27 protein-coding genes, 4 tRNA genes, 1 other RNA gene and 1 pseudogene are annotated in these 24417 nt (G+C 40.4%); 13 read left to right on the forward strand and 20 right to left on the reverse strand.

Annotation, left to right across the window (positions count from 1 at the left end; genetic code table 11):
• Positions 1-139: 139 nt before the first annotated feature.
• Positions 140-505, reverse strand: a transfer-messenger RNA (tmRNA) gene (ssrA, locus tag C228_RS14060).
• Positions 506-540: 35 nt separating this feature from the next.
• Between ssrA and C228_RS14775 the strand changes: the two genes are divergently transcribed.
• The gene (locus C228_RS14775; RefSeq protein WP_245552747.1) at positions 541-957 is read left to right on the forward strand and encodes a hypothetical protein; all 417 of its coding nucleotides are present in this window, start codon (positions 541-543) and stop codon (positions 955-957) included.
• 143 nt (positions 958-1100) lie between these two features.
• Positions 1101-2045 (forward strand): RNA polymerase sigma factor RpoH, encoded by a 945-nt coding sequence (gene rpoH / locus C228_RS0104755; RefSeq protein WP_018651545.1) that lies wholly within the window; start codon positions 1101-1103, stop codon positions 2043-2045.
• Between the two features lie 153 nt (positions 2046-2198).
• Here rpoH and mglC read toward each other — a convergent pair whose 3' ends face one another.
• The 3 genes from mglC to mglB are packed head-to-tail and all read right to left on the reverse strand — an operon-like array spanning position 2199 to position 5774.
• Positions 2199-3209 (reverse strand): galactose/methyl galactoside ABC transporter permease MglC, encoded by a 1011-nt coding sequence (gene mglC / locus C228_RS0104760; protein WP_018651546.1) that lies wholly within the window; start codon positions 3207-3209, stop codon positions 2199-2201.
• Between the two features lie 16 nt (positions 3210-3225).
• Entirely contained in the window at positions 3226-4725 is a 1500-nt protein-coding gene (gene mglA / locus C228_RS0104765; RefSeq protein ID WP_018651547.1) for a galactose/methyl galactoside ABC transporter ATP-binding protein MglA, read from the reverse strand.
• 56 nt (positions 4726-4781) lie between these two features.
• Positions 4782-5774, reverse strand: a complete 993-nt coding sequence (gene mglB, locus C228_RS0104770) for a galactose/glucose ABC transporter substrate-binding protein MglB (RefSeq protein ID WP_018651548.1) — start codon at positions 5772-5774, stop codon at positions 4782-4784.
• Between the two features lie 224 nt (positions 5775-5998).
• On the opposite strand from mglB, the gene C228_RS0104775 reads away from it, so the two are divergent.
• From C228_RS0104775 to C228_RS0104785, 3 genes are all read left to right on the forward strand, one after another.
• Entirely contained in the window at positions 5999-6841 is an 843-nt protein-coding gene (locus C228_RS0104775) for a patatin-like phospholipase family protein (protein WP_018651549.1), read from the forward strand.
• 198 nt (positions 6842-7039) lie between these two features.
• The gene (locus C228_RS0104780; RefSeq protein ID WP_018651550.1) at positions 7040-8848 is read left to right on the forward strand and encodes a monovalent cation:proton antiporter-2 (CPA2) family protein; all 1809 of its coding nucleotides are present in this window, start codon (positions 7040-7042) and stop codon (positions 8846-8848) included.
• Positions 8849-8935: 87 nt separating this feature from the next.
• Positions 8936-9418 carry a pyridoxamine 5'-phosphate oxidase family protein gene (locus C228_RS0104785; protein WP_018651551.1) on the forward strand — a complete coding sequence of 161 codons (483 nt, stop codon included), beginning with the start codon at positions 8936-8938 and terminating at the stop codon, positions 9416-9418.
• A gap of 57 nt (positions 9419-9475) precedes the next feature.
• Here the strand turns inward: C228_RS0104785 and C228_RS0104790 are convergent, their stop codons facing one another.
• On the reverse strand, positions 9476-10087 hold the full coding sequence (locus tag C228_RS0104790) for an ACP phosphodiesterase (RefSeq protein ID WP_018651552.1): 612 nt from the start codon (positions 10085-10087) through the stop codon (positions 9476-9478).
• Positions 10088-10314: 227 nt separating this feature from the next.
• On the opposite strand from C228_RS0104790, the pseudogene C228_RS14065 reads away from it, so the two are divergent.
• Together C228_RS14065 and C228_RS0104795 are read left to right on the forward strand one after the other, a co-directional pair.
• Positions 10315-10496, forward strand: a pseudogene (locus tag C228_RS14065) (type II toxin-antitoxin system HicA family toxin).
• Between the two features lie 75 nt (positions 10497-10571).
• Complete coding sequence (locus tag C228_RS0104795) at positions 10572-10982, forward strand: type II toxin-antitoxin system HicB family antitoxin (protein ID WP_018651553.1); 411 nt, start codon at positions 10572-10574, stop codon at positions 10980-10982.
• Between the two features lie 149 nt (positions 10983-11131).
• Here C228_RS0104795 and C228_RS0104800 read toward each other — a convergent pair whose 3' ends face one another.
• The 4 genes from C228_RS0104800 to C228_RS0104815 all read right to left on the reverse strand — a co-directional run bounded on the left by C228_RS0104800 (position 11132) and on the right by C228_RS0104815 (position 14242).
• On the reverse strand, positions 11132-12190 hold the full coding sequence (locus tag C228_RS0104800) for an NAD(P)-dependent alcohol dehydrogenase (RefSeq protein ID WP_018651554.1): 1059 nt from the start codon (positions 12188-12190) through the stop codon (positions 11132-11134).
• A 73-nt stretch (positions 12191-12263) separates the two neighbouring features.
• Complete coding sequence (locus C228_RS0104805; RefSeq protein ID WP_018651555.1) at positions 12264-12926, reverse strand: NAD(P)H-dependent oxidoreductase; 663 nt, start codon at positions 12924-12926, stop codon at positions 12264-12266.
• Positions 12927-13174: 248 nt separating this feature from the next.
• Positions 13175-13483 (reverse strand): helix-turn-helix domain-containing protein, encoded by a 309-nt coding sequence (locus C228_RS0104810; protein ID WP_018651556.1) that lies wholly within the window; start codon positions 13481-13483, stop codon positions 13175-13177.
• 252 nt (positions 13484-13735) lie between these two features.
• Positions 13736-14242: a TetR/AcrR family transcriptional regulator gene (locus C228_RS0104815; RefSeq protein ID WP_018651557.1), complete on the reverse strand. Its 507-nt coding sequence runs from the start codon at positions 14240-14242 to the stop codon at positions 13736-13738.
• 278 nt (positions 14243-14520) lie between these two features.
• Here C228_RS0104815 and C228_RS0104820 point away from each other — a divergent pair, with 278 nt between their 5' ends.
• On the forward strand, positions 14521-14862 hold the full coding sequence (locus tag C228_RS0104820; protein WP_018651558.1) for a glycine zipper domain-containing protein: 342 nt from the start codon (positions 14521-14523) through the stop codon (positions 14860-14862).
• 82 nt (positions 14863-14944) lie between these two features.
• Here the strand turns inward: C228_RS0104820 and C228_RS0104825 are convergent, their stop codons facing one another.
• From C228_RS0104825 to coaA, 11 genes are all read right to left on the reverse strand, one after another.
• A complete protein-coding gene (locus C228_RS0104825; protein WP_018651559.1) occupies positions 14945-15370 on the reverse strand; it encodes a PACE efflux transporter in 426 nt (141 codons plus the stop codon).
• A gap of 74 nt (positions 15371-15444) precedes the next feature.
• Entirely contained in the window at positions 15445-15693 is a 249-nt protein-coding gene (locus C228_RS0104830) for an FAD assembly factor SdhE (protein WP_018651560.1), read from the reverse strand.
• Positions 15693-16637, reverse strand: a complete 945-nt coding sequence (ispH, locus tag C228_RS0104835) for a 4-hydroxy-3-methylbut-2-enyl diphosphate reductase (protein ID WP_018651561.1) — start codon at positions 16635-16637, stop codon at positions 15693-15695. Before ispH ends, C228_RS0104830 begins: the two co-directional genes overlap by 1 nt.
• A complete protein-coding gene (gene lspA / locus C228_RS0104840) occupies positions 16638-17120 on the reverse strand; it encodes a signal peptidase II (protein ID WP_018651562.1) in 483 nt (160 codons plus the stop codon).
• Between the two features lie 79 nt (positions 17121-17199).
• Positions 17200-17538: a nitrogen regulatory protein P-II gene (gene glnB, locus C228_RS0104845; RefSeq protein ID WP_005598795.1), complete on the reverse strand. Its 339-nt coding sequence runs from the start codon at positions 17536-17538 to the stop codon at positions 17200-17202.
• A 121-nt stretch (positions 17539-17659) separates the two neighbouring features.
• Entirely contained in the window at positions 17660-18244 is a 585-nt protein-coding gene (gene mog, locus C228_RS0104850) for a molybdopterin adenylyltransferase (protein ID WP_018651563.1), read from the reverse strand.
• Between the two features lie 72 nt (positions 18245-18316).
• Entirely contained in the window at positions 18317-19231 is a 915-nt protein-coding gene (gene ccmI, locus C228_RS0104855; RefSeq protein ID WP_018651564.1) for a c-type cytochrome biogenesis protein CcmI, read from the reverse strand.
• On the reverse strand, positions 19231-19698 hold the full coding sequence (locus tag C228_RS0104860; RefSeq protein ID WP_018651565.1) for a cytochrome c-type biogenesis protein: 468 nt from the start codon (positions 19696-19698) through the stop codon (positions 19231-19233). Before C228_RS0104860 ends, ccmI begins: the two co-directional genes overlap by 1 nt.
• On the reverse strand, positions 19695-20729 hold the full coding sequence (locus C228_RS14310; protein ID WP_155877778.1) for a hypothetical protein: 1035 nt from the start codon (positions 20727-20729) through the stop codon (positions 19695-19697). Before C228_RS14310 ends, C228_RS0104860 begins: the two co-directional genes overlap by 4 nt.
• A gap of 12 nt (positions 20730-20741) precedes the next feature.
• A complete protein-coding gene (locus C228_RS0104875) occupies positions 20742-21281 on the reverse strand; it encodes a DsbE family thiol:disulfide interchange protein (RefSeq protein WP_018651568.1) in 540 nt (179 codons plus the stop codon).
• 169 nt (positions 21282-21450) lie between these two features.
• Positions 21451-22401 carry a type I pantothenate kinase gene (gene coaA, locus C228_RS0104880; protein WP_018651569.1) on the reverse strand — a complete coding sequence of 317 codons (951 nt, stop codon included), beginning with the start codon at positions 22399-22401 and terminating at the stop codon, positions 21451-21453.
• 246 nt (positions 22402-22647) lie between these two features.
• Here coaA and C228_RS0104885 point away from each other — a divergent pair.
• From C228_RS0104885 to tuf, 5 genes are all read left to right on the forward strand, one after another.
• Positions 22648-22723 (forward strand) — tRNA-Thr (locus tag C228_RS0104885).
• 35 nt (positions 22724-22758) lie between these two features.
• Positions 22759-22843: transfer RNA gene (locus C228_RS0104890), tRNA-Tyr, on the forward strand.
• Positions 22844-22894: 51 nt separating this feature from the next.
• Positions 22895-22969 (forward strand) — tRNA-Gly (locus C228_RS0104895).
• A 3-nt stretch (positions 22970-22972) separates the two neighbouring features.
• Positions 22973-23048, forward strand: a tRNA-Thr gene (locus tag C228_RS0104900).
• Positions 23049-23161: 113 nt separating this feature from the next.
• Complete coding sequence (gene tuf, locus C228_RS0104905) at positions 23162-24346, forward strand: elongation factor Tu (protein ID WP_018651570.1); 1185 nt, start codon at positions 23162-23164, stop codon at positions 24344-24346.
• Positions 24347-24417: the final 71 nt, after the last annotated feature.

The following is a 24417-nucleotide window of genomic DNA, read 5'->3' on the forward strand; positions in this document are numbered from 1 at the left end:
CAGGCGTACTCCTAAATATACTCCTAAAATCTTAGGTTTCCATAGTATCGCATAGGCACGTATAGGGCAATAAAAAAGCCTTGAAACGTTGAATTTCAAGGCTCTTTCGTATTCGGCAGGTTCTCATAGAACCATGATTTGGTGGAGCTGGGGGGATTTGAACCCCCGTCCGAAATTACTCCATCTTCAGCACTACACGTTTAGTCTGGTCTTTAGTTTCACTTATCTCCAGCGGACAGACACGCAAGAAATAAGCTAGTTTGATTCAATTTAGTGTTTCGATCCTCAAACGGCGGCGTCCACACGATCTCGTTTTGGGTGACTTATCGTTGCCCTCGTCTTACGAGCGGAAGCTGAGGCGATAAGGCTATGAGCAGGTTATTAAGCTGCTAAAGCGTATTGTTCGTCGTTTGCGACTATTTTTTTGCGGTTTGTTTACGAGGCCTACCGCACCTCGACGTGCACCTTGGACTTCGCTAATCCCGTCGAATCCAGAATCAGCCCCAAAAGTCTTGCAATTCTAATGGAAAGCGGTTGATTTTGCAAAAAGTTTTGCAAATTCGACCGCTTGGTAAATTAATTTGCGGAGTAGTTCAAGTATTTCACTTTTCTATTTTACAAATAAACTCCGATTTTATTACGCTTGCGGTGTTATTGGTGTTATTGGTGTTATTGGTGTTATTGGTGTTATTGGTGTTATTGGTGTTATTGGTGTTATTGGTGTTATGCGGCGTGGTGCAGGGGGCGTTAGCGCCGGCATCGCAAAGTATGATTGCCAATTACTATCCGAACACTGCCTATCTAATCGGTAATATGCGCGCAAACTGGATTATGCTGATTATAGCGGATAACTTCGGTTGGTTCTGGTCTTATGTAGTGATTGCAGCGCTTTCTGTGTTTTCTGCAGTGGGTTATTTAGTGTTAGCGAAACACGAAGAAAAAACCATTAAAGCTTAAATAAATTCATATACTCAAAAGCGGATTTTTCAGTCGGGAACTCTGCTTTTTTATTGTCGTCCAATGCTTTCGTAAGAAATTCGCACCGGATCATTCTAACGCTGTTATAATATACGGGTCATGAATAGCCAATGAGAAATAAGATGAGAAAATTTGACGAACACGAGATAGAAGATGCAGAAATTATTGAGCCGGATGAAGTAGAAGTGCTAGAGAATGAGCCGAGTGAGGCGATGCACCCTGCTTTAGTGCAAGGTGGTATGCCTGTTCCGCAAGGGAATCTCGATAGCTATATTCGTATGGCAAATCAATATCCTATTCTCAGTGCCGAACAAGAAAAAGAGCTGGCTGAACGTTATTATTATGACGAAGATTTAGAAGCGGCAAAACAACTGATTCTTTCGCATATGCGCTTCGTGATTCATATTGCGCGCGGTTATTTGGGTTACGGACTGCCGCTTGCCGATTTAATTCAGGAGGGGAATATTGGCTTGATGAAAGCGGTAAAACGTTTTGACCCGAATGTCGGTGTGCGCTTAGTCTCTTTTGCGGTGCATTGGGTAAAAGCGGAAATTCATGAATACGTATTGAAAAACTGGCGTATTGTGAAAGTGGCAACCACCAAAGCGCAACGTAAGTTATTCTTTAATCTGCGTAAAAACAAAAACCGTCTCGCTTGGTTTAATGAAGAAGAAATCAAAAAAGTGGCGGAGGATTTAGGGGTATCGGTTGAAGAGGTACGAGAAATGGAGTCTCGTATGGCCGGTCAAGACTTAGGTTTTGATTTGTCAACTGGTGAAGATGATGACGAGGCTTATGCGCCTTCAATGTATATTGAAGACAATAGCTCAAATTTTGCTGATGAACTGGAAGATGAAGAACATACGGGCGAAGCGACCGCCCAGTTGGCTTATGCACTGGCGACGTTAGATGAACGTAGCCAAGATATTATTAAAACCCGTTGGTTGGATGAAGATAAAGCCACTTTACAAGATCTGGCAGATAAATACGGTATTTCAGCCGAACGTGTACGCCAATTAGAAAATGCGGCACTGAAAAAAATCAAAGACGCAATTACCTTAGAGTAATGCGTTATATGTTGATAAGCGGTCTATTTTCACCTGAACTTTGCAAGTTTGGGATGAAAATAGACCGCTTGTTGTATCCATTGCTTAACCGCTTTAGGCATGAAAAAAGCGGTACGATTTGCAAAAAGCACCGCTTTTGGACAAGGACAATCTTTATTTTCTCTTCGCGTATTTGAGCGAGTCAATCGCCACTGCAAGCACGATAATGCCGCCTTTAATAATGTATTGCCAGTACGGGTTTACACCGATATAGGTTAAACCGTAGTTGATCACGGTAAAGATAATTACCCCGGTCACCACACCAATAATCGTACCGACACCGCCGGCAAATGAAACACCGCCCACTACACAAGCCGCAATCGCATCCATTTCATACATAAAACCGAGGTTATTGGTTGCCGAGCCGATACGGCCTGCTTCTAACATACCTCCAAACGCATAAAACACACCGGATAACATATAAATACCCATTAAGTTAAGCGGTACGTTTACCCCTGAAACACGTGCTGCTTCTGGGTTACCACCGATTGCAAAAATGTTTTTACCGAAACGGGTTTTATTCCAAAGTGTCCACATAATTAACGTAGCGATTACCGCATAAATCGTGATGTAAGAGAGTTTAAAATCACCGAAACGGAAGAAACCTTGAGTAAAGGTTGAGAAGCTGTCGCTAAAGCCGGCAATCGGTGAGCCGCCTACCGCATCGTAATAGAGGGAGTTGATACCGTAAACGATGATCATCGTACCCATGGTAGCAATAAACGGCGTTACGTTGAGATAAGCAATAACAAAGCCGTTTAATAAGCCAATAACCGCACCGACAGCACATACTGCAATAATCACAACCGGAATCGGAATTTCAGCTAAATCGGGGAACACTCGGTTCATATTTTCCATTGATTGCATTAAGGTTGCGGTAATTACCGCTGCCAATCCCACCTGACGACCGGCGGATAAGTCGGTACCTTGCGTCACAATTAAACCGGCAACCCCTAATGCAATAATTAAACGCACGGAAGATTGCGATAAAATATTACTGAAGTTACGTAAACTTAAGAAACTTGGGTCTTGTACGATAATGACAATTAACAAAATTAATAACACAAAATAAATCGCATTTTGTTTAAAAAAATCCATGGTGCGATTCTGTTTTAAAGCGGACATACATCACTCCTTGCTTTTATAAATATTTTGCAGCGAGCTGCAAGATTTCTTCTTGAGAGGTTTTGGCGGTTTCAACAATGCCTGCAACTTTCCCGTTACTCATGACTAAAATTCGGTCGGTTACCCCTAATAGCTCCGGCATTTCGGACGAAATCATAATGATTCCCTTATCTTTATTGGCTAAATTGAGAATCAATTGGTAAATCTCAAATTTCGCACCGATATCAATGCCTCGGGTCGGTTCGTCCAACATTAAAATTTCTGGTTGGGTTAACAACCAACGACCGATAATCACTTTTTGTTGGTTACCGCCGGAAAGTGAGCCGATGCTTGTTTGATGGGACGGTGTTTTAACATTCATCGCATTAATCACCCATTGGGTATCGCTTTTCATTTTTTTATTGCTGAGTAAACCTAATTTACTTAAGTAAGATTTCATATTTGAAATCAATGAGTTAAATTCGATACTTAAATTTGCATAAATACCGGTTGAACGGCGTTCTTCGGTAACCAGCGCAAAACCGTTATTGATTGCTTCAAACGCATTACGATTGTTTACCGCTTTGCCGTTTAAAGTGATGCTGCCGCCGGATTTTTCACGTACACCGAAAATCGTTTCGACAATATCGGTACGTTTTGCACCGACCAAACCGGCAATACCCAACACTTCGCCTTTACGCAATTCAAAGCTAACATCTTGAATGGACGGCTGATTTTTGGCGGTTAAATGTTCTACCACGAGTACGGTTTCTTTCGGTGTATTAGTTTTTTCCGGGAAACGTTGAGTCAGTTCACGACCTACCATCATTGAAACGATTTGTTCCATTGAGGTATCTTTAATCGCAACGGTGTTTACCCATTTACCGTCACGCAAGATAGTAATTTCGTCACAAATTTTGAAGATTTCATCCATTTTGTGCGAAATATAAATAATGCCGCAGCCACGATCTTTTAATTTCTGAATGATTTTAAATAAATGTTCGACTTCTTTTTCAGAAAGCGAAGAAGTCGGCTCATCCATAATCACAATTTTAGCGTTGTACGAGAAGGCCTTAGCGATTTCAATCATCTGCATTTGCGATACGGACAATTTCGCTACTTTATCGCGCGGATCGACATTAATATCCAATTCATCAAAAATTGCTTTGGTATCACGATACATTTTATCGTGATCGACAAACGGCCCTTTTAGCGGATAACGCCCAAGCCAAAGGTTATCCATGACGCTTACTTGTTTTACTAGATTCAGTTCTTGGTGAACCATCGAAATTCCGTTTTCAAGCGCTTCTTTTGAGGTTTTAAAATTCACCGGTTTGCCTAAAAATAGAATTTCACCTTCATCCTTGGCATAAATCCCGAATAAGCATTTGAGCAGGGTGGATTTACCTGCGCCGTTTTCGCCCATTAAGGCGTGTACGCTATGGGATTTTACGGTTAAGTTAGCTTTATCCAACGCTTTTACGCCGGGAAAAGATTTACTAACATTTGTCATTGTGAGCAGTACTTCACTTGTCATATCTCACTCCCTAAAAAATAGGCACGAGTGATCCACCCGTGCCTAAACAACTTCACTTATTTTAAAAATTTATCTAGATTATCTTTATCTACGCCAACATAAGGAATACGTACAACACGTTCCTCAATTTTCCAGCTGGTGCCTTCACCCGCGGCTTTACCTTCCGCAAGATTTGCCGCTAATTGCACAACCGCTTTGCCTTGACCGGCAGCATCATTAAGTACCGTACCGGCTAATTCGCCTTTTTTGATCAATTGTAATGCTTCAGGTAATGCGTCCACACCAAAGATCGGTAATTTACGACCGTGCGCTTTAGTCGCTTCTAATGCGCCTAACGCCATACCGTCGTTATTAGAGATAATCACTTCAATATCTTTCGCCTTACCGCTGGATAACCAAGCGTCCACTTTATCTTTTGCTTGTGCTGCATCCCACAATGCCGCATCCATAAAGATTTGTTCGCTTTGGATACCTTGTGCTGCTAAGCCTTCTACTACGTATTTAGTACGTGCTTCCGCATCAGGGTGACCCGGTTCGCCTTTTAATAGCGCATATTGCACTTTACCGTCTTTATTTAAATCTAATGCCGGATTCGCTTTCCATTGTTTTGCAATTAAGTCACCTTGGATTAAACCGGATTCTTTCGGATCAGTACCTACATAGTAAGCTTTATCATAGCTTGCTACGGCTTTTGCACCCGGGTCTTTATTGAAGAATACAATTGGTAAATCTTCGCTTTTTGCTTTATCAATAATGGTTTTTGACGCTGAAGGGTCAACCAAGTTGATCGCTAACGCTTTTACGCCTTTAGACAGTAATACGTCTACTTGGTCGTTTTGAATGGATTGAGTGTTTTGCGAGTCATTCATTAATAACTTCACATCTTTTAATTGGTTTGCTTCTTTGTCGATTTCTTTACGCATTAACGCCATAAAGTTATCGTCATATTTGTAGATGGTCACACCGATACGTGTTTCAGCTTGTGCGGTGCTAATACTTGCGCCTAATGCAATCGCTAATACTAAGGTGCTTAATACGGTTTTTTTCATAAAGTTACCCTCTGGTATAAAAGTATTATGATGAGCTACGGTTAAAGTAGTTGGGCGAAGCATACAAAATCTCAGAAAAAAATACTGTGATCATTTTCACAAATCCGAAAAAATTAAGTAAATAACTTAAATCTATAAGATGTTTGTGGAATTTTACTTCGTTTGGTGCGCCAAGATAGAGTGGAATCTTTGCCTATAATAGTGGTCTGAATGAGGAGAAGCAGATGAAAGTAGGATTAGTGCTGGAAGGCGGTGCGATGCGAGGGATGTTCACTGCCGGCGTATTAGATGTATTTTTGGATGAACAACTTGAATTTGATGGAGCAGTTACCGTATCCGCAGGGGCATTATTCGGAGTGAATCTGTCGTCTAAACAACGTGGGCGAGTGTTACGCTACAATAAAAAATATATGAATGATAAGCGCTTTTTAAGCCTGAAAAGCTGGCTTACTACCGGTAATCTAATTAATCGTGATTTCGCTTTCTATGAATTGCCCACTATTCATGATCCGTTCGATCAAGCTACTTTTGCCCAATCGCAAATGGACTTTTGGGTTACGCTAACCAATGTGGAAACCGGTGAACCGGAATATTTTAAGGTGCAAGACGTGTTTAAGGAAATGGAGTTGTTTCGTGCTACTTCAGCGATGCCGTTTGTGTCTCAATTTGTTGAAATTAACGGAAAAAAATATTTAGACGGCGGGATCGCCGATAGCATTCCGTTACAGAAATGCCTTGATTTAGGCTATGATAAAATTGTACTGGTTTTAACTCGCCCGTTGGAATATCGCAAAAAGCCTAGCTTAATGGCATTGTTTAAGTGGATTTATCGCGGTTACCCCCACTTAATTGAGCGTTGGCAACAGCGTTATCAAGATTACAATCAAACGGTGGAGCGCATTATTCAGCTTAATCAAAAGCAACAAATTTTTGTGATTCGCCCGTCACAAACCATTCCGTTAAGCCGTTTGGAAAAAGATCCTAACAAATTACAGCAAATGTATGATCTGGGCGTAGCTGATGCTCAGCAATCAATCGCCGCTTTACGTGAGTATTTAGCGGCGTAGTCGCCGATAAGCTTCCAAGAACAAGCGGTCGAATTTCGATAAAAACTTGCAAAAGTTTTGTCAAATTCGACCGCTTGTTTTATGACTTTATTAGCAGTTTGAAAATTAGAATTTTTTTAACTTTTCAATTCTTATCAAACATTTATATATTTTATGTTATTTTTATTCTTGTTTTTTTTCTCTGAGTTTGGAGGTTTTATGGCAGCAGAAGGCGCAAGTCAATTAACAAGTGTGGTAGCTTTATTGGGGGCGGCAATTATTGCCGTGCCGATTTTTAAGCGTATCGGTTTAGGTTCGGTATTAGGCTATTTAGCGGGGGGACTTGCGATTGGTCCGTTCGGTTTGGGCTTATTTACCGACCCGTATACGATTTTGCACGTTGCTGAACTCGGCGTGGTAATGTTCCTATTTTTAGTCGGATTGGAAATGCAACCGGCGCATTTATGGGGCTTACGCAAATATATTTTTGGCTTAGGCAGTTTTCAAGTGGTTGGTGCGGCGATTGCTCTTACAGGTTTGGTGATGGCATTCGGTTATTCATGGCAAGTGGCATTTGTCAGTGCGGCAGGTTTCGTGTTGACCTCCACGGCGATTGTGATGCAAGTGTTAAGCGAACGAGGTGAGATGACTTCCGAACGAGGCCGAAAGATGGTATCGATTTTGTTATTCGAAGATATGTTGATTGTACCGTTATTGGCGGTTGTCGCTTTTCTCTCGCCAATTCATTCAGTAGAAAGCGCAAGTACGCCGATTTGGCAAAAAATTGCGATTGCCGTGTTTGCAATGGTTTTCTTATTTATCATCGGCACCAAGGTGCTAAATCCATTCTTTAAAATGCTGGCACGTACCAAAATCCGAGAAATGATGACCGCCGTAGCACTTTTCGTGGTGCTTGGCTCAGCGCTATTAATGGAAGTAAGCGGGCTTTCAGCGGCGATGGGGGCATTTGCTGCCGGCGTATTGCTTTCCACTTCCAGCTTCCGCCACCAATTAGAGGTGGATATAGACCCGTTTAAAGGCTTATTGCTTGGCTTATTTTTCCTTGCGGTCGGGATGTCTCTGGATTTGAATGTGGTGTGGGATAACTTAGGGCTGATTTTATCGGGTGTGGCATTAATGATGTTGGTTAAAGGTGGGGTGATTTTCCTAGTCGCTCGCCTTTCCGGCAGTAACAATTTAGACGCACACGATCGTGCAATCGTAATGGCGCAGGGTGGTGAATTTGCGTTTGTGTTGTTTGCTGCAGCGCACGCTCAAAAAGTAATTGATGACACGGTACACGCCAATATGACGGCAATTGTGGTGCTATCAATGGTCTTCACGCCGTTAATGATTATTGTGAGCCAGAAATTTATCGTGCCTCGTTTGCAGAAAATTGACGAAATCAAACCGCATGATCATATTGAAGAGCAAAACCCGATTATCTTGGTCGGCTTAGGTCGCTTCGGACAAGTGGTCAATCATTTATTGCAAATGACAGGCTATCACCCGACCATTATCGAGCTGAATCCGAAACTCATTGCCGGTATGAAAAAGCGTGGGGTGAAAAGTTATTACGGCAACGGCGCACATTCAGACTTACTCAAAGCGGCGGGCATTCAAACTGCACAAATGTTGATTGTGGCGATTGATAATCCGAAACAAACGTTAGAAATCGTGAAATATGCACGCAGTGTGAATCCACATATTAAAATTATCGCACGTGCTTACGACCGTTATCACGTGTACGAGTTGGTACAATCCGGCGCGGATATTGAAGTGCGCGAAACTTTTGACGGTGCATTACGTACCGGTAAACAAGCGCTACGAGAACTCGGGCTGGATGCAGATAAAGTGCATGAAATCGGTAATATGTACTTTGGCAAAGATCGCCATAGTGTGAAGCTTATGTCAGAAGTGTATGACCCGAAAATCGAGCGTTTCAAAAACGAAGAAATGTATCGTATCGCTCTCGAACAAGACCAAGAAATTATGGCGGAAATCCAGAAAATTTTGGCGAGAGAGTAATATTTACAAGCGGTTAAATTTTGCAAAAAGTTTGCGAATTTTGACCGCTTGTTTTGCAATGTCAAACTTAAACATTACAGGAAAAATATGCAACACAACAAAATCCGACGTAAAGACCGAGCGGTGAATGATTATGAACAAATGCTTGAAATTATGCGCCAGTGCGATGTATGTCGATTGGGTTTTCAAGAAGAACAAGGGGTTTACATTCTGCCGCTCAACTTCGCTTTCAAACAATTTGATGATCGCTTAGAGCTTTATTTTCACGGTCATCAAAAAGGTAAGAAGATCGATTTAATCAAACAACAAAAGATTGTGGGCTTTCAAATGGATCGTAAACACGAACTGGTAACGGCAGAGATTGCTTGCCATTATTCTTTCCGCTATCAAAGTATTATCGGCAAGGGCGAAATTTCTCTGATTGAAGAACGTTCGGAAAAAATCACGATTCTGCACTATTTAATGGAACATTATACCAGCAAATCCGATTGGCAGTTTGAGGAAAACGAACTGAACCGCATCGCCGTGATGAAACTAGTTGTTACGGAATGGGCGTGTAAGGAACATTGATAACAAGCGGTTAAATTTTGCAAAAGATTTGCGAATTTTGACCGCTTGTTTGCTGTTTTACTTGTTCAACAATGCTAAATATTTGCGCAGACTTTCCTGTTTGGTGTAGCTAAATTCTTGTATCGCCAATATCTCCAGTTCCACATAGTGCTTTTTCAGCACATTTCCTGCGGAGCGTAGTATCTCGCCACGTGTGATACGTTGCGCCATTCCTGTAAATACCCGGTCAGTTAAAAAATCAACGTCAGCGTAGTGAGACAAGGCTCGGTTCTGTGCCAACCAATTAAATAGCGAGGAGAACCCTTGTGGGAAAATCGGTTGATGTTGAATAATATTATCCAAAATGTTGGTTTCAACTTGTGCCAGTTCTTGCCCAAACAAGCGGTTAAAATTTTTTGCGATAAAATGGTCAATCACAATATCCGACACAATCCCTTTAAATCGCCCCAATTCTTCGGCAAGTAACGGATTGAGGACGTTTTCTCGCCGATCTGTCGTGCTGTCGATCAAACGGTGTAGCTTTATCCCGTTTTGAATATGACTTGCCACCGCTAAATTCTCAACTCGCCCTTTATAAAAATCACCGGCAAAATTACCAAATAAAGTACGGCTATTCGGCATTATTTTGTCTAACTCAAAGGAAATCATACTGTGGGCAAGAAAGTTCATTGTGGCTCGCTAAGGTTTGTTGATTGTAAGTGAATAATAGCTTAGTTAGTTGGAGAAGGGAATTGTGGGAGAATAGTAGTAAAAGTATAGTTAGTTCCTCCTGCTATATTAAAAGTCTTTATATACCGGAGTTTTGTTCACAATTAGTAAAAATAACTCTAATAACTCTTGTGATAAACGTATTTTAGGGTTATTATAACTCTGATCCAAAGATAGGCGAGGTGTGTATGGATAGCCGAACTTTAATCAAAAGGATTGAGGATGACGGTTGGTATGAAGTGGCAATAAGAGGCAGCCATCACCAATTCAAGCATCCAACAAAAAAAGACGTGTAACAGTGCCTCATCCAAAAAAAGATTTACCAAATGGAACGGTTAAATCAATATTAAAGCAAGCGGGGCTAGAATAGCCCCATTTAGCTAGTTATTAGCCTATTTTGATTTGGATTAACAAAAATTAATAGTAATATTATTGGAGATAAAAAATGCTATATCCAATCGTCATTGAAATGGGTGACGAAAGTCATTCTTACGGTGTGGTTGTGCCAGATGTGCCGGGGTGTTTTTCAGCCGGCGATACATTGGAAGAAGCATTTATGAACGCAAAAGATGCAATTGCGTTTCATATAGAAGGCATGATTGAGGATGGAGACGAAATTCCACACCCAAAATCATTAAGCGAACATAAAGATAATCCTGAATATCAGGGACTAATGTTTGCAATCGTTGATGTTGATTTAACCCATTTAATGGGTAAATCTGAAAAAATCAATGTCACTTTACCATCGTTACTAATTCGCCGAATTGACGAATTAGTAGCAAGAAATCCAAAGTATAAGACTCGTAGTGGTTTTCTTGCTCAAGTTGCAACTGAGCGTATATTTGCGCAGGGGTAACGTAAAAAGCGCCTAATTCTTGGCGTTTGAAAAATAAAAAGCCCGCTCAATTGCGGGTTTTTTGTTATGTGGCATCTAGATTATCAATGTTTAATCATTTAAAAAGAAAGCGGTTGTAAATCTTTCACCATTTTCCACCGCTTGTCTTATTACGCTTTCAATGATTGCATATCAATCACGAAGCGGTATTTCACGTCGGATTTGAGCATACGTTCGTAAGCGTGGTTGATGTCTTGAATGTTGATCGTCTCCACGTCCGGTACGATATTGTGCTCGCCGCAGAAATCTAGCATTTCTTGCGTTTCTTTAATGCCGCCAATCATTGAGCCTGCGATTGAGCGTCTGCCTAATACTAATGGTACAGTCGTGATACTTGGATCGAGATTGCCGATTAAACCTACCAATACAAGTGTACCGCTGATTGCTAAGGTTGGTACGTAAGGTTTGAGGTCGTGTGTGTAAGGTACGGTGTCAATAATGACATCGAAAGTATTTGCCACTGACTTCATTTGTTCTTCATCAGTTGAAATCACTACACGGCTTGCACCTAGACGATGTGCGTCTTGTTCTTTACCCGGTGAGCGTGTAAATAACGTCACTTCTGCACCTAATGCGTGTGCCAGTTTGATTGCCATATGACCTAAACCACCTAAACCGACAACCGCCACTTTTGAGCCTTTGCCTACATTCCAGTGGCGCAATGGCGACCAAGTAGTGATACCAGCGCAAAGTAATGGGGCAACCGCTTTGGTATCTAGATTTTCCGGTACGCTTAGTACGAAGTTTTCGGTTACTACGATTTTTTCACTATAACCACCGAAAGTCGGCATATTGTCGCCGAAGCGGTCGGTATCACAGTAAGTTTGTACTGCGGTATTCTCACAATATTGTTCTAAGCCGTGTTCGCAAGAGTGGCAGTGTTGGCAACTATCTACCATACAACCTACGCCGACTAAATCACCGACTTTAAATTTGCTAACCTTGTTACCCACACGGCTAACACGACCGATAATTTCATGGCCCGGTACGACAGGATAAGTGGCAAAACCCCAGTCATTGCGAGCTTGATGTAAATCTGAGTGGCATACGCCGCAGTAAAGAATATCGATTTCTACATCGTCCGCACGTACGTCACGGCGTTCAAATGTGTGTGGCAGGAGAGGAGATTTCGGATCTAAGGCAGCAAAACCTTTTACTTTGAATGTCATAGTGTGTTCCTTTTTGCGTTAGAGTAGCAATAAAAAGGCGGTGTAAAAATTAGCTTTTTTACACCGCTTGTGATTATTTAATCCAGCTTACGATTTCTTCGATCGGTTTACGTGATTTCGGTGCGATTTCACCGGCACGATAACCGAAAGTTGCCATCACAGAAACGCCGTATTCATTCGGATCGAATGTGCCTGCTTCGGCAAGAATTTGATTTACCGCATCATAGTTGAAACCTTCAATTGGGCAGCTATCAATACCGATTAATGCAGCACCGCTCATCATATTACCTAATGCAATGTAGGTTTGTTTTGAGCACCAGTCGAATAATGCACGTTCATCACCTGCGATTTTGATGTCTTGTTCGTGGAATTGTTTATATAACGCTAACGTTTTTTCCATTTCTTCAGCAGTTAAACCACGTTGTTCTAATGCTTTTTTGAAGTATTCGCTGTCGTGGCTTGCATTTTTCTTGGCAAGCAACACCACTAAATGGCTTGCTGCGTCCATTTGTGCCGCCATACCCCATGCAACCGGTTTTAATTTATTACGTAATTCTTGGTTTTGAATCACCACAAATTTCCATGGCTCAGAGCCGACAGAACTTGGTGAAAGACGCGCTAATTCTAAAATATATGCAAAATCTTCATCGCTGATTTTTTTAGAAGCGTCATAGTTACGTGTTGCACGACGGTATTTGAAAGCTTCTAACACATTTTCTTTTTGAATATTAAACATAAAACTTCCTTCTAATAAGTTTTGTAAGAGTGATAACTTTATCGTTATCGTCCTTCGACAAATTGTATAGATCCTAATCATCTCTAGATATAAAATCCAATCACTATTTTTTATATACAATATAAATGAGCTTGATATAAGGTGGGTGGTTATAGAAAGAAAGATAGAAAAAGCAAGCGGTTTAATTTCACTTATATTTGAAAAAATTGAGTGAAATTAAACCGCTTGGTTAACGAGAAAATTTTATCCTATAGACGGTAAATTACGGATTTACCAGTAGGCAGCGAAACTGCTAAATGGATTTTGCCACCGATTACGTTTATATAGCGTTGAATGGAAGATAATTTGATGTCATTACCTCGCTTTTCCAGCGCAACGACAGACGGTTGGCTAATATTGAGTTTATGAGCGAGTTCTTGTTGAGTAATGTGCAATTCTTCACGCAAATGACTCAATTTGAGCTCGACACTTATTTCTGCTAAGGTTTGGCGGAGTTTCAGTTTTTTGTCTTCGGGAGAACCTTGTTCAAGTACTACATCCAGATTTGTTTCTTTCATTTTGAACCTCGTTGTTATACTGCGACTAATCCATAGACGGTAATTTATTGAAAACACAACCATAATGGATAATGGTTGATATTACAGTTCGCAATCATTGCTTTTTTGATCTTGGTTGCAGAAATATGAGAGTGTACTTAATTTCTAGAAAAGGTCAAGGTTTGTAATTTAGAGTCAAAATTATTCTTCCAAATGTCAATTGTTTTGATGATAAAGAGAAGTGCAAAAATATTAGTAAATTACAGTAAGAAATTAGTCTGCCAAACAACATCTGGCAACATTTTGTAGCAGGTCAACCATTTGTTCTGGGCTTTCGTTTCTGCCTCTTTTGACCCATTCATCTAACGCTCCGAAACAAATTCCCGTTAACATTGAATTTTGAAATGCTTCAAGATTCTCTTGTTCCGGCTTGGCGCCAATTGTGTGGGCAAAATATTGTAAAAAGAGGTGCGAGAGATTTTGTGAATAGAGCAAATCTAAAATATCGCCTAATTCATCGGTAACTTTAAATAAGCCGATTAAACGTTCTCGAACATTGGTTGCATTTAAATTGGCAAAGGTCGCAACAGAGCGTTCGTATATATGTTTAATCAAAACATCTTCTTTTGATTCGAAGTTGCGATAAAACGAAATACGACTAACGCCTGCCAAATTAGTCAGTTCGGTAATGCTGATAGCATAGAAATTTTTCTTTTGCATTAAACGTAAGAGTGCTTCAGTGATACTTTCCTTCACCACGCAGTTCACGGTTTTTTTCATATTATTATTCATTCCTAGTCTTGCCTGTGTTAGAGGTAAATCAAAAGGTGAAGTTCTTGGCTTTACACAAAAATTGTAGTGATTGCATATAGATAATACAAAAGCAAAAAGTTCAAAAAAATTTTACTGCTGTTACAAATCTATCTTATTGTTTCAGTTAGCTTTTCTAGGCTTGACGAGCTTAAGTCCAATATTGAAAATACGCCTCAGAAATTGATTCACTATGCTTATTATTTTTATTTTTTCACAGACTTAGCATTGGAAATTCGAGGTAATTTATGAAATCAGTAATGCTCAAAGGCTTAATGATTGCCTTATTATCTACATCGGTCACGGCACATGCATTAAGTCGCTCACAACATGATACGGCTGTAGGGGTTGTGCTAGGCGGTGTTGCCGGTGCGGTTGCAGGGCAAGATATCACTTCAACAGTTGCTGGAGCTGCATTAGGCGGGGTAGTTGGTAGCCAATGGAATGCACATAAAATTGAAAGAAAGCGTGACGAACGTTATCGTTCGGAACGATATTACGAAAGACGAGCACATGAACGCCGTTATCACAAACACCATAAACATAAAGTAGGATATCGAAGATTACGGTCACCATCACGGCCATTATAAAAACATAGCCGTCATTATGATGATTAAGAAAACTGATAAGCGGTCAAATTTGCAAAATTTTCTGCGAATTTGACCGCCTGTTTTATTGGGTTGAACGTTTAAGCCACCAAGCACGCAGATGGTCGTAACTAAGATTAAAGAAGAAGGTATACACGATCACAAAAAGCGTCATACCGATATCCATAATAAACGCTGTCCACCAATCGACATCGAGCATATAAGCGACCAACGGAATGGTGAAGAGTAGTAAACCACCTTCAAAAAATAAGGTATGGAAAATGCGTAATCCGATCGTGCGAGTTTCGCGAGGGGTGGTAAAGATACGATCGAAAACTGTGTTAAATAGCATATTCCACAACATTGCCACTATTGAGATTGAGACAAGCGTACCGGTCAGTAAACCGGTATGATGCGAAGTAAACAGGCTCATACCGATAACAGTAAACAAAATGGCGAAGAGTTCAAACAAAGCAGCGTGAAAGATTCGCTCTAAACGGCTCATTGGCATAGTCGCTTTCCAAAAAATAAGCGGCCGTTTTTAGCAAATTTTTTACCAAAAACAACCGCTTGTAATAGGGTAAATTAACGCTCGATTTTAGAACGAATCAATTCGATTAAATCGGTCATTTCTTGCGTTGGAGCAGGGGCTTGGTGCATAAACCAACGGAATAATTCCGGATCGGTATATTTGAGCATTGCTACAAAAGTTTGCTGTTGCGCTTCGCTTAAAGCATCAAAATGTGCTTTGTAAAAAGGCATAATCATTTTGTCTAATTCGCGCATACCACGGCGACATTCCCACTCAATTCTAAAACGATTTAATTCAGCCATTATTTCACCTCATGAATACGTAGTTCTTTCGGCACTTCAAACACCATATTTTCTTCACAACCTTCTAAGTTGCTCACACCGATTGCACCTAAGGTTTTTAAGTGTTCCACTACCGATTGTACTAAAACTTCCGGTGCTGAAGCGCCAGCGGTAATACCGATGATGTTAACACCTTCCAGCCAGCTCGGATCAATATCTTGCGGACCGTCAATCAATTTAGACGGCACTCCCATACGTGAAGCCAGTTCCGCTAGACGATTTGAGTTTGAAGAATTTTTAGAACCGACTACTAATACCAGTTGTGATTGTTTCGCCAATTCTCGTACCGCTTGTTGGCGGTTGGTTGTTGCATAACAAATATCGTTTTTACGCGGGCCTTGAATCGCTGGGTATTTCTCTTTTAACGCTTCAATCACATCGCTAGTATCGTCAATCGAGAGCGTGGTTTGCGTCATAAAAGTTAATTCGTCTTGATTGCTAACCGGTAATCTGGCAATGTCTTCGACAGATTCCACCAAGAAAATGCCGGCGTCTTGATTATCGTATTGCCCCATTGTACCAATCACTTCCGGATGACCTTCATGCCCAATTAAAATCGCTTTAGTGCCTTTTTTGCTGGCACGTGCCACTTGCATATGGACTTTAGTTACTAACGGGCAAGTTGCATCAAATACTTTTAAGCCGCGGCGTTTAGCTTCTTGGCGAACCGCTTGCGATACGCCGTGCGCCGAGAAAATGACAATCGCATCGTCCGGCACTTCGTCCAACTCTTCGACAAACACTGCACCTTTGGCTTTTAAGCCGTCCACCACAAAGCGGTTATGTACCACTTCGTGACGTACATAAATCGGAGCGCCGTGAATTTCGAGGGCGAGTTCCACAATCGAGATCGCTCGATCAACACCAGCACAGAAACCTCTAGGGTTTGCTAATAAAATATCCATTTAACCACTCTTTTTCTTTTTGTCGAGGAATGCTTCCAAGATGAGCAACCCTGCACCCACTACAATGGCAATATCCGCCATATTAAACACAGGATAATGATAGATATCCCAATAAAAATCAAAGAAATCAACCACATAGCCATTATATGCACGGTCAATTGCATTACCGATTGCTCCGCCGATAATCAGTGCATACGCAGAATTTTCCAATTTTTTGATCGCTGGATTACGCCACAGCATTACGATTAAACCTAGTGAAATGACAATGGCTAATCCTAAAAAGAAATATTTCTGCCAACCGCCGTGATCAGCCAAAAAGCTGAATGCCGCACCGTAGTTGCGTACGTAGGTTAAATTGAAAATCGGTAATACGTTTACGCTTTCATACAGCTCAAAGCGTTGTATTACAAGGTATTTGATCCATAGATCAATAATAATAGTCGCTAAACTTAGCCATAACCATTTGATTCCGGTTTGTTTCATAGTTTTCCTATTTGAATGTGAATAGTATGTCTGGTCGGTATGTTGCCCTTCTCACAGGAGGGAACATTGCTAAAAACGGTTAAAGGGCGTCTTCGTTTTCTTCGCCGGTACGGATACGAATCACCCGCTCGACATCATAGATAAAGATTTTACCATCACCAATTTTGCCTGTCTGTGCGGTATCAATAATTGCTTCGATACAAGCGTCCACTTGGTCATCTGCTACTACAATTTCCAGTTTAATTTTCGGTAGAAAATCAATCGCATATTCCGCACCACGATAAAGCTCGGTGTGACCTTTTTGACGACCAAATCCTTTCGCTTCAGTGACAGTCATACCGGTAATGCCCGCATCAGTCAACGCTTCACGCACATCATCCAGTTTAAATGGTTTAATAATTGCTTCAATTTTTTTCATAAGAAATTCCTATTTTTTAATCACCACAGAAAACGCAGATTACTCGGAATGTAAAATTTTTAGTAAATTTGACCGCTTGTTTAGTTTTCTGAGTTATCAGTGTGTTCCGTGGTTTTAAAGATTATCTTCTCGCTGATTTCGGGCGGAAACTTTCGCAGATTTCAGGATGTGTGTCGATATAAATTTTACTTAATAACTGCAAACAGTATGGCACAGCACTAAAAATACCTCGTACCAGCGTGTTACCTTGTGCATCTTTTACCCCTTCCAGCGTCTCTTTAATCGCTTTCGGCTGTCCCGGTAAATTTAAAATCAACGAATTGTGACGAATAACTCCGACTTGGCGAGAGAGAATTGCGGTTGGTACAAAATGCAGGCTTACTTGACGCATTTGTTCGCCAAAGCCTGGCATTTCACGGTGTGCCACTGCAATGGTTGCATCCGGTGTGACATCTCGTTTTGCTGGCCCAGTACCGCCGGTAGTTAATACTAAATGGCAGTGGTGTGTATCTACCAATTCAATCAATGTTTGCTCAATTACAGCTTGTTCATCCGGAATTAAACGTGTTTCAACTTCAAACGGGGCAGTCAATGCGGATTCCAACCACGTTTGTAATTCAGGAATGCCTTGGTCTTGGTAAACACCACTAGAAGCACGGTCTGAAACAGAAACCAAACCGATTTTTAATGTCTCTTTACTTAACATTATTTATCCTTTTGCAATTTTAGGGCGGGTATGAAACCCGCCCGAATCAGTTTTAGGTTCGCTAAAGCGCTATTATTTTTTCTCTTCTGCTTTTGCCGGTTGTTTGCTTTCTTGTTCTTTTAGCATCGACATCGCCATATTGATACTTTTTTCAACTGTAGCACGGCGTGGCTCGCCTTCAGGAATCAGTTTTAACATCATACCCCAAGTCATTGCTGCCATTTTGTAGTCTTCTTCTTCAAAAGAACTGAAAGCGAGTAGGCTAAGCGCATCTAAATTGGTATGGTCTTGGCGTAAAATTTCTTTTAATACCTCTTTACCCTTGTCTTTATCCGCCTGATCTTGCGAGAACATCAGTATCTGTGCATAGCGGCCTTTATATTGCAGATTTTTCGGATCTAATTTGCTCGCTTTTTCATAGCTTTCCAATGCTAATTGACCGTCATCTTTTGCCATCCCGATTTGACCTAACATAAACCAACCTTTGGCATCATTCGGTTTATTTTGTAATTCGACACGTAACGCCATGGCAAATTGATTTAACTCTTGTTCAGACAACGGATTGGTGTCTTCATCTTTGATACGTTCATAAAAATATTCTAATTTTTTATGGGTCATATCAATCATCGTACCGGCTTGCCATGAACCAACGCTGACATAAGCACTGGTGCCGATAATCCCTACAGCAATCAGTAACGCTGCAAACCAAATTTTGCTAATATGACTTTGTTTAGCCTGCACTGCTTCCGCTTGCTCGGGAATATCGTCTAATAAACTTTGTTGAAGTTCTAATTTGGTTTTTTCAGGGTCATCAATTACCCCTTCATTCACTTCACGTTCAACTTCTTTTAAACGGTCAAAGTAAAAAGCTTTATTCAGGTTATCTCGTTTTAAGCTTTGGCGTTTTGTTTGCTTGGTAAGCAAAGGATAAAACGCAATTAAGCAGATACCCATGGTCATTGATGCTACAATAATCCAAAAGTTCATTAGTTGTCCTTCTCGTTAAGAATTTGATTTAAACGTGTTTGATCAAGAGCCGAATTTGCAGAATTTTGGATAAATTCGACCGCTTGTTTTTGCTTAGATTTGCGTCTCCAAATCAACGCAAAACCAAATAACAGTAATGCGATGGGTAACGCCCAAAGTAATACGGTAGCCGGCGTCATCGGTGGATTATAAGTGACAAAATTGCCGTAGCGCTCAACCATATAATCCACAACTTCATCTTTATTTTTGCCTTGTTTCAACAATTCCAATGTTTTGGCACGCATATCGGTTGCAATCGTTGCGTTTGAATCGGCAATATTATTGTTCTGACATTGCGGACAACGTAATTCTTGAATTAATGCACGATAATCTGACTCTTGCTGCGGATTATCGAATTGGTTGAATTCAATCGGTGCGGCAGTTGCTACGGCACTTGCCATTAAAAAAATTGGGAGGAGTTTTTTCATTTTATTAAATATCCTACATTCCATAATGTAATTGATGGTTCGCAAATAAGATCTTTAAATAATCCTTGATATAACTTTATATTTTGATCTGGAATTATTATGTTGTTTTTAACGTTTGTTTCGTGGTAAGGGAGAAATACTTTATATTTACTATCTTCATATAATATTCTTCCGCAATGAGTCCTTTTGTTTTTATTTAATTTGTTTACAGCAATATTTATAACATTCTTAGGATAATCTAAAATGTATTCCTCATGATTTGTAATTATATATGGTTTTTCGTTGTTATTATGGATTCCTAGAATAGTCAATAATACTTTTCCGTTGGCGGACATAAAGATCATAATAATAAAAAACATAATTATATGTAGATTGATAACATCTTTGATACGTTTTATCTTTCCCATAAAGTAAAAAGAATAACTCGTATGAAGTAAGGCTACTATAATTATACTTATCCAGTAAGCCGCTATGCTTTCATCAAAAAATATATATGCAAATAATGAGATAAATAGTGAAGTCGTAATTGCTGCCAAGATATAAAATCCATATCCAAAATATATATCGACATAATCAATTAATTCGTATTTCTCTTGTTTGTCTTTAGATTTTAAAATAGTTGTTATAGTTAATATGATAACAGCCATTAAGCATAGGATTATATATATGAAATGTTCGTATAGATAATAAAATGCTATAGAAGATATAAAAGTTAATAGAAGGAAAATGCCTATTTGTATTTTTTTACTAATGAAGTTATTACTTTTTTTTGTTTTTCCTGTTTTAAATGCTATGGATGATATTCCATATATCATAAAAAGTGTTGTAAAAAAGATCGCTACCCCCGTTAGAGATAGATATATCTCTTTTGAAGAGGAGAGAGAAAATAAATTTCTTGCTCCAATTTCATTTAAGTATATAAATGTAGTGAATGCTCCAAACAGAAAAGAACAGAACATAATTCTTGCGATGGTTATGTATGAGAAATAATGCTGAATAATTCTTCTCTTCTTATAATCTATTAAGCTCATATTACATTAACCTTACTTCAACCCATCATAAATCGGTTTTAACACTTCATTCCATACTTGGTCATTTACATCACCGGCATGGCGGTAGTGAATTACGCCTTTACCGTCAATAATAAAGGTCTCCGGTGCGCCATATACGCCGAGATCTAAGCCCAGTGAGCCTTTCGGGTCGTAAATATTCGCTTTGTAAGGATTGCCGTAATTAGCGAGGAATTTCATTGCTTTTGAGCGCTCATCTTTATAATTCACACCGACAATTTCTACGCCTTGTTTCGCTAGTAGCGTTAAATATTCGTGTTCTGTATAGCAAGTCGGACACCATGTCGCCCAAACGGTTAATAAACGAGGTTTGCCTGTTTTTACGACATTTTGATCAAGTAGCTGTTTCTCATCTAAAACGGACTCTAGTTGAAAATTAGGAATGGCTTTCCCCACTAATGCGGATTCGAGTTTTTTCGGATCATCGCCTTGAGCATTACGGGAAAGCTGTACCATAAAGGTAATGGTTAAAGCTAAAAAAATGATGAGAGGAAGTAAAAGTTTCTTATTCATAACAAGCGGTCTGTTTTGTTTAAAATTTTGCAAATAGAATGTTAGCTTAACAAAAATTTGCGTATTAATCGCCTACTAATTCGCTGTATTTTGTGTTTTATCTAAGTTGTTAACTTTTTGCTAAATTTTACCTATAAAAAAAGGCACTATCTCCTCTAGCGCCTATCGGTTATTTTCTCAATTTGACGGTTTGAATGGCGTGATTTTCGCCTTTTTCGAGGATCAAATTGGCACGCTCTCGGCTTGGCAGAATGTTTTGTTTGAGGTTTAAGCCGTTGATTTCGTCCCAAATGGTTGAGGCTGTGGCGATTGCCTCACTTTCCGAGAGTTTGGAATAGTGGTGGAAATAGGAATTGGGGTCGGAAAAGGCACTGCGGCGGAATTTCAAAAAGCGTTGGATATACCATTTTTTGAGCAAGGTTTCGTCCGCATCGACATAAATGGAGAAATCGACAAAATCTGACACGAACACGTTGTGCGGACTGGACGGGTAATTCATTCCGCTTTGTAGCACATTTAATCCCTCTAAAATCACGATATCGGGCTGATCGACCACATTATATTGATCGGGAATGATGTCGTAGGTGAGGTGCGAGTAAATCGGGGCTTGCACATTGCGTTTGCCTGATTTGATGTCGGACACAAACTGCACGAGGCGGTGAATGTTGTAGGATTCGGGAAAGCCTTTCTTCTTTAATAGATTGCGTTCGGTTAGAGTAGCAAGCGGATAGAGAAAGCCGTCTGTGGTGATGAGATCGACTTTGCGTTCTTCCGGCCATTGTGAAAGCAGAGCTTGTAAAATACGTGCCGAAGTACTTTTGCCAACAGAAACACTGCCAGCAATACTAATAATGTAAGGCACTTTGGGCGCCGCAACCCCTAAAAAACGGTGTAATACCGTTTGGCGCTTAAGATTTTCTTCAATGTAATAGTTGATCAAACGTGCCAAAGGTAAATAAATTGTACTCACTTCTTCTAATGAAAGATCCTCATTAAAGCCGAGTAGCGGTTTTAAATCTTGTTCTGTTAATTTTAATGGCACCGATTTGCGTAATTCAGCCCATTTTTGGCGATCAAAAGTTAAAAAAGGAGTAATTTTGTTTGATTTTTGCAGGCTCATAGCCAAATTCTCTAGTTTTCAGGTAGTGCAGATTGCATTTCCAATGGAATGCGCAGTCACAAATATACAATATAAATCTAAAAATAGGGCGTTTTATCTCGCTAAAATCACGTAAAACATACAAAAAACAGACGTTTTGCGTATTAAACAAGCGAAAAAACAAGTTTTTCAATTTTTTTTGAAAAAATGCTTGCACAGTTTCAAAATTTCCCTATAATGCACCTCACTTGCTTACGACAGCGCAATGCCGACTTAGCTCAGTAGGTAGAGCAACTGACTTGTAATCAGTAGGTCACCAGTTCGATTCCGGTAGTCGGCACCATTATTGCAAATCGTAATTAAGTATTCAATTATTGTGGAGGGATTCCCGAGCGGCCAAAGGGGGCAGACTGTAAATCTGTTGGCTCAGCCTTCGAAGGTTCGAATCCTTCTCCCTCCACCATTTCTTACTTAATTGAATCGCATATGACATCGGACAGACGAATTTAGAACAGCGGGCATCGTATAATGGCTATTACCTTAGCCTTCCAAGCTAATGATGCGGGTTCGATTCCCGCTGCCCGCTCCAAGCGCTGATATAGCTCAGTTGGTAGAGCGCACCCTTGGTAAGGGTGAGGTCGGCGGTTCAAATCCGCCTATCAGCACCACTACTCTTCTAAAATCTTCTTTTCAGTGTTTTAAATCTTAGTAACAATTTCTACATTTGGTTAATGTGGTTATGTACCATTTGTAACCGTGTTTGTTTAAGAGGCTTTTAAAAATGTCTAAAGAAAAATTTGAACGTACAAAACCGCACGTTAACGTGGGTACAATCGGCCACGTTGACCATGGTAAAACAACTTTAACAGCAGCGATCACAACTGTGTTAGCGAAACACTTCGGTGGTGCAGCTCGTGCATTCGACCAAATTGATAATGCGCCGGAAGAAAAAGCGCGTGGTATCACCATCAACACCTCACACGTTGAGTATGATACAGAAACACGTCACTACGCACACGTAGACTGCCCAGGACACGCGGACTATGTTAAAAACATGATTACTGGTGCGGCGCAAATGGACGGTGCAATCTTAGTGGTAGCAGCAACAGACGGTCCAATGCCACAAACTCGTGAGCACATCTTATTAGGTCGCCAAGTAGGTGTACCATACATCATCGTATTCTTAAACAAATGCGACATGGTAGATGACGAAGAGTTATTAGAATTAGTAGAAATGGAAGTTCGTGAACTTCTTTCTCAATATGACTTCCCAGGCGATGATACACCAATCGTACGTGGTTCTGCATTACAAGCATTAAACGGGGTTGCAGAATGGGAAGAAAAAATCCTTGAATTAGCGAACCACTTAGATACATACATTCCAGAGCCAGAGCGTGCGATTGACAAGCCATTCTTGTTACCAATCGAAGACGTATTCTCAATCTCTGGTCGTGGTACAGTAGTAACAGGCCGTGTTGAGCGTGGTATCATTAAAGCAGGTGAAGAGGTTGAAATCGTTGGTATCAAAGAAACAGCGAAAACAACCGTAACTGGCGTTGAAATGTTCCGTAAATTACTTGACGAAGGTCGTGCAGGTGAGAACGTAGGTGCATTATTACGTGGTACAAAACGTGAAGAAATCGAACGTGGTCAAGTATTAGCGAAACCAGGTACAATTACACCACACACAGACTTCGAATCAGAAGTATACGTATTATCAAAAGAGGAAGGTGGTCGTCATACTCCATTCTTCAAAGGTTACCGTCCACAGTTCTACTTCCGTACAACAGACGTAACAGGTACAATCGAATTACCTGAAGGCGTAGAGATGGTAATGCCAGGCGACAACATCAAAATGACTGTTAGCTTAATTCACCCAATCGCAATGGACGAAGGTTTACGTTTTGCGATTCGTGAAGGTGGTCGTACAGTAGGTGCAGGTGTTGTAGCGAAAATTATCAAATAATTAGGTATTAGACTTAATATTTGAGTGCGAAATGCTAGAGAAGGCGTGTCGAAAGACACGCCTTTTTTGTT

It is taken from the genome of Actinobacillus capsulatus DSM 19761 (assembly GCF_000374285.1).
GTDB classification, from domain to species: Bacteria; Pseudomonadota; Gammaproteobacteria; order Enterobacterales; family Pasteurellaceae; genus Actinobacillus; species Actinobacillus capsulatus.